The organism is Sphingorhabdus sp. (assembly GCF_035329025.1).
Classification (GTDB): Bacteria; Pseudomonadota; Alphaproteobacteria; order Sphingomonadales; family Sphingomonadaceae; genus Sphingorhabdus_B.
In genome coordinates this window covers 1-8,868 of sequence record NZ_DAOLHN010000066.1, presented here as the reverse complement: position 1 = coordinate 8,868, position 8,868 = coordinate 1, and the positions used below count along the sequence as shown (strand labels likewise).

Sequence of the window (8,868 nt, the reverse complement as noted above, 5' to 3'; positions counted from 1 at the left end):
CCCGGTCAAGGGTAAGGGCTTCGCTTCTACTTTGTGAAGAATCCGCGGGTTTTGACGAAGATGAAGATGAGGAAGAGGATGAGCCGCCGATCGAGTATAAATCGATGGACGGGCCGCCCTGCGGTTCAAACAATATAAAAAAGCGTGCGGGCGATTATTGCCCCGGCCCTGCCGCTGTGGCACAGCTTAGCCGAGCAGGCGTAACGGGTCGCGCGTCCTGTGGGGATACTGTTTTTATGCCAATTTCTCGTCGGGCAGGCGCTGTGCTTGCCATCGCCTCGGGCCTGTTGCTGCCCACCACGCTGTCCGCCGCCACCCCGCCAGCCGCACCGCCGCCGCTCGTATGCGCTGCCATCGCGCCGCTGCCCGCCGATCTGGCCGCAATCGCCAAGGCCAAACCGGGAATCGAGCGCGAGACGGTCAAGCCCGCAGTCGACGGCCCGCTGCTCGGCGGCACGCTGGGCTGTGTCGAGACACTCGACGCCAGCGGCAGCAAGATTGCCGTGATGCGCTCCGAAGAATTCACGCTGCAAGGGGTGAAGGGGCGCATCGTCTATAATGAAAGCAGCGTCAGCATTGCGCTCGATCCCAGCCGCATGCCGCGCCGTGTGCTGTCGAGCATTGGCGCAGGGGACTTTCATTGCAGTTGGCCGGCCATCGGCACCAACTCCGCGCGGTGCGAGGTCGGCATTGATGCCGATGCCAATATGCGGATGATCGGTTTGGCCGCCAATGAAGGCCAGGTTGCGGCGCTGGAGGTGTACCCCGCGCTTTTCCGCACCGGCACCGACGCAATGGATGCCGATAAGCCCGTTCGGCTGTACAATGCAGCAGGCGCATCGATGGAGATGCGCTGGGACAAGGGCCAGATGGTCTTCATCCAGTTCCTCAAATCGCTGATGTTCGAAGGCGCACCCTTTGTCAGCATTATCAATGGTTTGAAACCGGGCGACTATCTGTCGGTCGAGGCCTATGAGCGCGGCAAGGACAAACCTTCAATCCGCCGGGCGGAGGCGAGCGTGGTGATCGGCAACCTCAACACGGCGCTGGCTCTGGCGGAGGCCCTGCGGAAGAAGTGAGACGCGCGCGCTACCACCGAAAATCGATGCGTACCTCTCCCGCGTCGCTGCCATCGGGCTGAAAGCGGCGTTCGGTGATGCTGCCCTGCCCTTGATGGTCGACCAGCACGACGGTGCTGCACCGTGTGCCATAGACCGGGGCCTTGATGAAAATCGGCACGCCGCCATCGTCGAGCAGGCTTTCGTCTCGTAGCAGCGCGAACAGTTCTTCGGGCGTTGCGTCGCGGTCGATCCAGCCGGAAAGCGCGGCCTCCATGGAGGTTTTGCGCGGCCAGGGCTCGCCCGGATGGCCGTTGGAAAGCCCGTGGATTCCGGCCGAGAGTGGCACGCGTTGCGGCTCTGGCAGGTTCGATAGCAATGTCGCGCCGTCCCGCCCGGTGAGCAGCAGGTTGAACGGGTTGAAACCGGGAAGCGCAGCCATTTCGGGCGCTTTCCCCGCTATCAACCAATCGCCAACCAGCGCCCCGCGCGACGCCTTGGCGGGATCGGGTCCGTCTGGATTGCGGATGTTGGTGACGACCGCGAGCCGCCCCTCCTCGCTCACGCCCAGCCAGCCGCCGCCCGCCTGCAAATCCCGCCCGGCAAGGACTTGCGGCGCCTCTGCCCAACGGCCCAGCGGGTCTGCTTCCCGCGCGTGGAATTCGTCGCGGTTGCCAGCCAGCACCAGCTTCCAGCGCGGATGGCAATCAAGGGCGATGGCGACTACACACATGCCGCGCCTATCGCCCAGCCCGCGATGAAAAGCGAGAGAGGACGGCAAATGGATGCACGATTGCGGGGTCAGCCCAGGCTTTCGACGATCAGGTCCGCCTTGCCATAAGGCTTGATGAGGGCACTGGCCTCCTTCCAATCGGCTCGTAACCATTGTTCCTGCGCGGCTTCATCCAAAAGCGCCGGCATGCTGGAAGGGGCTTTACCGCCTTCGACGGGCAGCAACGCATGGCTTGGTTCGGTCGTCAACATTGCGAAAACCGGCATATCGGTAAGGTCGCGCCAGATGCCGGCGGCGGCAAATGCCGTCCGACCGCTTATATGGCATCGTAAATGCCGGCCCTTGGGTCCAAGTGAAACGACAAAGGAGGTCAACGGGATCAGACAACGCAACCCCGCATGCCGCAGATTGCCAATCCAGAACGGACTTTCCAGATTGCGCACATGGCTGACCCAGCGCATCGCGCCGGGCGGTGTCATTTCCGCGGACTGGCCGGGTGCCGGATAGCCCCAGTGCATTGGCCGGATCACTTTGCGCCCGGTGCTGCCTGCACGGACAATGACCGGGGCAAACTGTGCGGGCTGGATATCCCCTCCCGCCCAAGGGTCAGGTCCGGCGTCGGCCCTGAATATGGTCGCAACGGCTTCGGACGGCAGATCGAGCGAGCAAGTTAATACCATGCACCCATTAAGCGAAGCATGGCTCTACTGAAAAGCCTTCGCTGGCTCAGCCGCGCGGCTCCGAGCGCCGGTCGATATTGGATCGGCGGTCACCATCCGATCGCCGGTCCTTGCCGGAACGCCTTTCCGGGCCGCTATAGGCAGGATCGTTCATTCGGCGGCGATCTTCACCGGATCGCCGCTCTGTGCGCTGCCTGCGGTCGCCCTGTCGCTTGTCGTCATCACCACCCATAATCGCCCCTCCACGGCAATACCAGAAACTGCAATACGATCTGCGACCTGCTGTTCCACCCACAATAAAGTGCTAAAACCAAAGATATAGTAAAGACTTTTTACATTTTTTGACTGAAGTCAAGGAAACCGTTCTCTTTCGATCGCATGCAATGGGCGTTCTAAAAGGGAGTTTCCATGTCTGACCTTTCGATTTTGCCTGTCGCCATTTTTGCCGGCATGATGGGCGCATTCATGGCCGTGATGCTGTTTGTCGTGGTGACCGACCGGGATCCTAAAAAGGGCTGATGCCTTTAATAGGCCAGTTGCACCAAGACCTCGTCGCCAGCAATCAAGCCTTCTGCCTTGCGCACGGCGGCCTTGACCGGCAGTAGATAGCCACCACTCTCCTTGGATGGAAAGACCGAGGTTTGCCATCTGGTATCGCCGATTGTAGCTTTTACGCGGATCGAGCCCCAGCCGCGTCGTTGCCCGCCTTCCAGCCGCCGCATCAGCGCAGTGGCGCGGATCGCTTCGGCCGCTTCGCCATCAATGGTCAGGAAATGCCAGCTCGCCGGGGCTTCGGGGCTGCTCCAGATCCATAGGGTAGCGCTGGTCTCGACGCTCTCGCTCACTGCGTCTTCCGCCGGATGGGGACCGGGATATTGCAGATGTCTGCCCCACCCGCAGGAATGATGAAGAATGGATCACGCCGGTTGGCGCGGGCATCGGCATAGGCCGCGAAGCTGGCGCTTTCGGTTGAAAGATATTCGAAAGCGGGCAGGTCAGAGATTTCATTGCCGAGGCGCACCGAGGTGATCGGAACCCGCTCCTCCTCCTTTTCGTAAAAGCCCAGCGGCCCTGTTCCGCGCGGCAGGCTGGAAAGATGCTCAATCCCCTCAATCACCCGCCCAACCAGCGCGATATTGCGATCCAGATGCCGCGGTGCGTGGCCGATAACGGTGTAGAGTTCGGCTCCGGTTCCGGTGTCGGGCGACAGGTTACGACCGACGCCGACCATGGCGTAGCAGTGGGTTGGCCAGAGATCTTTCGGCATGAGCATCAATTTTGGTGTGGTTTGGGACGCACCTTGCCGTGCATATTCGCTCGCTGAAGTCATAGCGACCGGAAACCCGCCAACAAAGCTAAAGCTGCGCGCGTATGGATCTTCAAAATGCGGGATGTTGTCGCCCATTGGCGGCCTCGGAAGCAGTTCCATCAGCGCCTCGCGCTTTCCACCCACTCCCCATACTTGCTCCATCACCCCTACTCTAAAAGGAGTGACATACTCGCGCTCCGGCACCACCGCCAATCCCTCAGGCAAAGCCTTCTTCTCGGTCGCATCTCCCCATTGCACGACATAATTGTCCTGTACGCGGTTGACGCTGGTGCCGTCCCACCACTTCGCCGCCGCCAGCTTGCGGATATTGCCCACCCAGCCCTGGCTGAAAGGCGCGGGCATCAACTGGATAACCACGCGACGGGCTTTGCCCTTGGCGTCGGGCGCCAAGTCCATCACCAATAGATCAGACGGTGCAATGGCAACCCACTCTTCCGCCTGCGCCTTGGCAACGATTTCCGGCGGCGAAGGATATTCGGGTTTCGTATCCTGGGCGGACAAGGGGAGCGCGGCAAAAGCGGCAGCGCAGGCGAGCAACAAGGGCTTTTTGATCATCCGCACCTTATTGCAAAGCATCGGCGCTTGCGAAAGCAACATTCTCACGATAGGGCGCGCCATCCAGGATGCGGAGACGTGGCCGAGTGGTCGAAGGCGCTCGCCTGGAAAGTGAGTATACGGCAAAACCGTATCGAGGGTTCGAATCCCTCCGTCTCCGCCATTTCCTGATTTTTCACAATACGCCGCGAACGCGGGCGAACGGCTGAAAGCTAGGTTTTTCAACATTTTTTCGTAGATTTTGAGTTCGCAATGGACTGTGGGAGCACGCGTCAAATCGCTGCCTAAATTATGGCTACCAGTAATTGAATAAGACCTATATTGCGAGTCACATGTCCTCGCGCGCGCGTAACAAGCTCAATATCAAACAGGTGGCTGCGATCAGTAAGCCAGGTATTTACTCGGATGGCGGAGGTTTATACCTGCGCGTAAGGCCAGGTGGTCGTAGTTGGATCTTTATCGGGACATTTGAAGGTAAAAGATTCGAAATAGGGATTGGAATTGCTCAGAAGGTCTCTCTGGCCGAGGCTCGTAAGCAGGCTGAGCATTTCCGTGCGCTGATTTTCGACGGCAAAGATCCGCGTTTTGAAAAGCAGGAAGCCGAGGCCGAACGGAGCCCTGAAAACAGATTCGGCTCTTTTGCCATGCAGTATGTCACCGACATCGAGGAAGGGTTCAAAAACCCCAAGCACCGCCAACAATGGCGCAATACTCTCCAGACCTACGCCAAGCCTTTGTTTGATCTACCGCTTGCTAAGATATCAACCGAGCATGTGCTGGCAGTCCTGAAGCCCATTTGGTTGGCAAAACCAGAAACCGCTTCACGGGTGCGAGGAAGAATTGAGCGTATCCTCGATGCAGCGAAAGCCAAAGGCCTGCGCTCTGGCGACAATCCAGCAAGAGCTCGTGGCCATCTCGAACTGCTGTTGCCAAAGCGGTCGAAGATTGAAGTTAAGCATCATGCAGCGCTGCCTTTTGATGAGATGGCTGCCTTCATGGAAGAACTACGCAAACGGCCTGCCATTGCGGCAAGAGCATTGGAGTTCACAATCTTGACGGCTGCCCGGTCAGGTGAGGTTCGCGGGCTAACATGGGCTGAGCTGGATATCAGCGCAATGCTCTGGAAAGTTCCTGCATCGCGAATGAAAGCAGGCAAAGAACATATCGTGCCGTTGAGTGCTGACGCAGTAACGATTGTGACCGAACTGAAGAAGAAGTCCGACAAGCCGACCGACTTTGTGTTCAAGTCTCCACGGGGCGGTCCATTGTCGAACATGGCGATGAGCCAGCTGCTCAATCGGATCGGCCGGACAGACATTACGGTCCACGGTTTTCGATCATCCTTTCGAGATTGGGCCGGCGACAAGACTTTATTCGGCCGCGAAGAGGTCGAAATGGCGTTGGCGCATACGATCGCCTCAGCCACCGAGCGGGCTTACAGAAGAGGTCATGCCCTTGAAAAGCGTCGTGAATTGATGGAAGCGTGGGTGCAATATTGCGGAAATGGGGAATTGACGGGCTCGGGAGGCAATGGCTCTAATGTCCTGTTTATGCCATTTGCAAGCAGCCTCGGCAAAGGCCAGCGAATCACGTTGAAAAGGCGCTGAATTGCCCATAAGATACTGATTTATACATCCTATTGTCCGCCGCAGGCCTTGGCCATTTTTGACATTTTTAGCCAAATCCGCTAAAAATCGTGCAGCGATGTGTTCGGGATTTACCCATTTAGTCGGCTTATAGACCAAAATTTTCCGGACAAATTCGCACTTTCGAATGAGGTTCACAAAAGGGCCTGTCAGGAGATTGATCCCGACAGCGAGATAGCATGCATCAGCCATTGGGCGCATTAGCCCAGCTTGATGCGGGCATTCCATTGCAACGCCAGCTTGTCGGTTGGCGGAGGCCCTTCGGGGGCCATCCACATACGCAATGGAGAATGAAATGGATCAGCATGAGAAAAATTTGGTGGCGCAATCGCATGACCCGGCGATTGCGGCCCGGATCATCCGCAACATCGCAAATGTTGAAAGCGACTGGCATTTGGCCAGCGACCTGTTGAGCGAGCGCATGATGCGCGAGGTTCGTGCGCTTGTCGCCAAACTCACACCCAAAGAATGGAAAGTAGCCGATTCAGGCTGGAGCGCCCTCATCGTGCCGCCCGATTGGAAGATGACAAAGGGCGTGGGAAAAGGCGACGCCTGGCTTGAAATCGTCGAGTTCTGTGATGCCGAAGACGAATATAGCTGGATTGCAGCGGCGATCGGGGTTGGCTCCACAAAGATGGGCTTGGAGTTGGTGTTCCGCAATGGACTGTTGCCATTGGCCCAGAAGGTTTTTGCCAATGACAAGGCTCTCGATGCTCTGCTCAAACTTGGATTTGTCCGTAACGAGGCCAAAGATCAATTGTTCTTGCCCGTCAAAGTGAGCGGTGATCTGCTCGCAAAGGGCTGGGAAGAGAATGATCTCGACAAAGCCTTGGCTCCCATCGGCAAGGCGGTCGAACTCGCCATCTCTGCAAAGGCTGAACTCGACAAGATTGTTGAGCAGGTCCGCGCAGCAGCGAAGCTCAAATAATCCCGATCGGCAGCAACAGGCGGTCACCGGCACGTTCGGTGGCCGTGCTGTTTGTTTGGAGAATATCATCATGAACATGGACAAAGAGACGCAGTGCGCAACGCTGCCAAGGGCCGAAGCCATAGCCCAACTAAACGATACTCTTCGCAAAACAGGTGAAGGTGGCACAATCGTGGTCACGCGCGGCGTATCTTCACTGAAAAACTTTGATCGAGCAGCCCTCACAGCGGCGCTTGCCGCCTATGATAGTTTTGACGCGGACAATGACCCCCATGGCGAACGAGACTTTGGCGATCTGACATTGTTCGATGCCGATTTGCTCTGGAAGATCGACTATTACGACAAGGACCGGAAATTTGGTTCAGACGATCCTGCTGATCCCAATGTAACTACCCGCGTTCTCACAATCATGCTCGTGACGGAGTGGTGAGCATGGACGCAATGTGCGGAAGAACTGCCTGCCCGTCAGTTTATAATCCGGCTTTGCCAAATAGCTCCGACGGTAAAATCTTTAGAGCATCAGCGATGCGCAGCAGATTAAGCGCTGTGACGTTGCGTTCGCCACGTTCGATCTTGCCAGTATGGCTACGATCTATCCCCGAAATATGGGCAAGCGCCTCCTGTGAAATATTACAAGACTTGCGGGCATCGCGGATCGCTTTGCCCAATGCCTTCAGGCAACGGTCTTCTTCGGGGGTTCTCGGATTGCTTGCCACTGCGGCACAATCCCAAAACAGCGCTTATCAGGCCACGGCATTTACAGCCCATTTTCTAGTTGATGTTCTATGCTTGATCACGCATGAAAATCTAAAAGGAAGAAGAAAATGAAACTTTCCAGAACTTTGTTGATCACCGCTTTTATTACGACCTCAGCGTCAGCACAGACGCAAACACAGATCGAAAAGCGATATAGTCGCGACTATGCCCAGTGCATGGATGCATCGGGCGGCGTCACTGCCGATATGATGGATTGTCTGGGCACAGAGATTGACCGCCAAGATGCCCGGCTCAACCAAGCCTATGTCATGGTCATGCGTCCCTTGCCAAAGCCCCGGAAAGACAAGTTACGCGGATTGCAGCGAGCCTGGATAAAGCAGCGCGATGCTAAATGTGCCCGAGCCTCTGCAGAAGAAGGCGGAGGCTCGCTCTCCAGCATCATCTATTCCAGCTGCATTCTCGATGAGACCATCGGTCGGACAATCTTTCTTGAAAACTACAAAGGCTAGGAGCGGGCGTCGTGGCATTCATCGTATCGTTGTTCAAATATCTCATTCTTGGCGCATGTTTCCTCATGCTGACAGGCATTGCGCTGTTCGTCTTTGCAGCCATCGACCCCAAAGGACCAATGCAGGGACTGGCGACACCCTATGCCATTGGCGGCGTGCTAATCGCTGTGGTCTTCATGATTATCAATCTAGGGGCAATCGCTATCCTGATTTCGCTGCATGATCGCCACAAGGAAATCGCGTCAGGTGTTCACCGCGTTGCTGAAGCCATCGAGCAAAGCAATGCTTCAAAGCGAAAAGAAGGGTGAGCCAATGATCCAGCGCGATAATCGACATATATTGATCGGCATTGGCTTTGTAGTCGCTGCGATTGCGATTGCTGGGGCTGTGTATTTCGGAATGAAGTTGGGGTCGGATAGTGATGTAACCTCACAGGAACAGCCTCCGATTGCTATAGCACCAGTGCAAACTGATCAGCCACCAACAGTGGTCGAAGCACCGCAAGTGGCTGAACCAAAGATAAATGACAGCGCCATTTACGCGGCCATCCAAGGCGTCACCTACCGCAAAGACTATTGCGAGGAAGGCGAAGGCCCATCAATTTCGTTCGATCGGATTGGCACGGACGATGTTACGGCAGCCACGATTTATGACTATTGTCCGTCGTCAGAACATTTGGCACTGATGGCTGCGTAAATTAACGGAGTATTGG

General features: G+C 56.7%; 13 protein-coding genes and 1 tRNA gene. 8 read left to right on the top strand and 6 right to left on the bottom strand.

Going from position 1 to position 8,868, the window contains the following annotated elements:
• Nucleotides 1–1,079 (top strand): hypothetical protein (locus PKC81_RS13740; protein WP_324337043.1); only part of this gene is annotated, 1,079 nt, incomplete at its 5' end.
• A 10-nt stretch (nt 1,080–1,089) separates the two neighbouring features.
• Here PKC81_RS13740 and PKC81_RS13735 read toward each other — a convergent pair.
• The 5 genes from PKC81_RS13735 to PKC81_RS13715 all read right to left on the bottom strand — a co-directional run bounded on the left by PKC81_RS13735 (nt 1,090) and on the right by PKC81_RS13715 (nt 4,356).
• The gene (locus PKC81_RS13735; protein ID WP_324337041.1) at nt 1,090–1,791 is read right to left on the bottom strand and encodes an NRDE family protein; all 702 of its coding nucleotides are present in this window, start codon (nt 1,789–1,791) and stop codon (nt 1,090–1,092) included.
• 68 nt (nt 1,792–1,859) lie between these two features.
• Nucleotides 1,860–2,471 carry an SOS response-associated peptidase family protein gene (locus PKC81_RS13730; protein ID WP_324337039.1) on the bottom strand — a complete coding sequence of 204 codons (612 nt, stop codon included), beginning with the start codon at nt 2,469–2,471 and terminating at the stop codon, nt 1,860–1,862.
• A gap of 150 nt (nt 2,472–2,621) precedes the next feature.
• Nucleotides 2,622–2,762 carry a hypothetical protein gene (locus PKC81_RS13725; RefSeq protein WP_324337037.1) on the bottom strand — a complete coding sequence of 47 codons (141 nt, stop codon included), beginning with the start codon at nt 2,760–2,762 and terminating at the stop codon, nt 2,622–2,624.
• A gap of 233 nt (nt 2,763–2,995) precedes the next feature.
• Complete coding sequence (locus PKC81_RS13720) at nt 2,996–3,316, bottom strand: DUF1905 domain-containing protein (RefSeq protein ID WP_324337035.1); 321 nt, start codon at nt 3,314–3,316, stop codon at nt 2,996–2,998.
• Nucleotides 3,313–4,356, bottom strand: a complete 1,044-nt coding sequence (locus PKC81_RS13715) for a peptidylprolyl isomerase (RefSeq protein ID WP_324337033.1) — start codon at nt 4,354–4,356, stop codon at nt 3,313–3,315. Before PKC81_RS13715 ends, PKC81_RS13720 begins: the two co-directional genes overlap by 4 nt.
• Nucleotides 4,357–4,428: 72 nt before the next feature.
• Here PKC81_RS13715 and PKC81_RS13710 point away from each other — a divergent pair.
• From PKC81_RS13710 to PKC81_RS13695, 4 genes are all read left to right on the top strand, one after another.
• Nucleotides 4,429–4,519: transfer RNA gene (locus PKC81_RS13710), tRNA-Ser, on the top strand.
• A gap of 169 nt (nt 4,520–4,688) precedes the next feature.
• Complete coding sequence (locus PKC81_RS13705; RefSeq protein WP_324337030.1) at nt 4,689–5,963, top strand: integrase arm-type DNA-binding domain-containing protein; 1,275 nt, start codon at nt 4,689–4,691, stop codon at nt 5,961–5,963.
• A 334-nt stretch (nt 5,964–6,297) separates the two neighbouring features.
• The gene (locus tag PKC81_RS13700; protein WP_324337027.1) at nt 6,298–6,930 is read left to right on the top strand and encodes a hypothetical protein; all 633 of its coding nucleotides are present in this window, start codon (nt 6,298–6,300) and stop codon (nt 6,928–6,930) included.
• Between the two features lie 70 nt (nt 6,931–7,000).
• The gene (locus PKC81_RS13695; protein WP_324337025.1) at nt 7,001–7,360 is read left to right on the top strand and encodes a DUF3768 domain-containing protein; all 360 of its coding nucleotides are present in this window, start codon (nt 7,001–7,003) and stop codon (nt 7,358–7,360) included.
• Nucleotides 7,361–7,400: 40 nt separating this feature from the next.
• On the opposite strand, the gene PKC81_RS13690 is transcribed toward PKC81_RS13695, so the two are convergent.
• On the bottom strand, nt 7,401–7,646 hold the full coding sequence (locus tag PKC81_RS13690) for a helix-turn-helix transcriptional regulator (RefSeq protein WP_324337023.1): 246 nt from the start codon (nt 7,644–7,646) through the stop codon (nt 7,401–7,403).
• 108 nt (nt 7,647–7,754) lie between these two features.
• On the opposite strand from PKC81_RS13690, the gene PKC81_RS13685 reads away from it, so the two are divergent.
• The 3 genes from PKC81_RS13685 to PKC81_RS13675 are packed head-to-tail and all read left to right on the top strand — an operon-like array spanning nt 7,755 to nt 8,852.
• A complete protein-coding gene (locus PKC81_RS13685) occupies nt 7,755–8,156 on the top strand; it encodes a lysozyme inhibitor LprI family protein (protein ID WP_324337021.1) in 402 nt (133 codons plus the stop codon).
• An 11-nt stretch (nt 8,157–8,167) separates the two neighbouring features.
• Nucleotides 8,168–8,464, top strand: a complete 297-nt coding sequence (locus tag PKC81_RS13680) for a hypothetical protein (protein ID WP_324337019.1) — start codon at nt 8,168–8,170, stop codon at nt 8,462–8,464.
• Nucleotides 8,465–8,468: 4 nt separating this feature from the next.
• Nucleotides 8,469–8,852, top strand: coding sequence for a hypothetical protein (locus PKC81_RS13675; protein ID WP_324337017.1), 384 nt, complete (start codon nt 8,469–8,471; stop codon nt 8,850–8,852).
• The last annotated feature ends 16 nt before the right edge of the window (nt 8,853–8,868 follow it).

Coding starts and splice junctions, on each gene's coding strand:
- PKC81_RS13685 (WP_324337021.1), top strand. CDS start 7,755: ATGAAACTTTCCAGAACTTTGTTGATCACCGCTTTTATTACGACCTCA.
- PKC81_RS13730 (WP_324337039.1), bottom strand. CDS start 2,471: ATGGTATTAACTTGCTCGCTCGATCTGCCGTCCGAAGCCGTTGCGACC.
- PKC81_RS13715 (WP_324337033.1), bottom strand. CDS start 4,356: ATGATCAAAAAGCCCTTGTTGCTCGCCTGCGCTGCCGCTTTTGCCGCG.
- PKC81_RS13700 (WP_324337027.1), top strand. CDS start 6,298: ATGGATCAGCATGAGAAAAATTTGGTGGCGCAATCGCATGACCCGGCG.
- PKC81_RS13705 (WP_324337030.1), top strand. CDS start 4,689: ATGTCCTCGCGCGCGCGTAACAAGCTCAATATCAAACAGGTGGCTGCG.
- PKC81_RS13675 (WP_324337017.1), top strand. CDS start 8,469: ATGATCCAGCGCGATAATCGACATATATTGATCGGCATTGGCTTTGTA.
- PKC81_RS13735 (WP_324337041.1), bottom strand. CDS start 1,791: ATGTGTGTAGTCGCCATCGCCCTTGATTGCCATCCGCGCTGGAAGCTG.
- PKC81_RS13695 (WP_324337025.1), top strand. CDS start 7,001: ATGAACATGGACAAAGAGACGCAGTGCGCAACGCTGCCAAGGGCCGAA.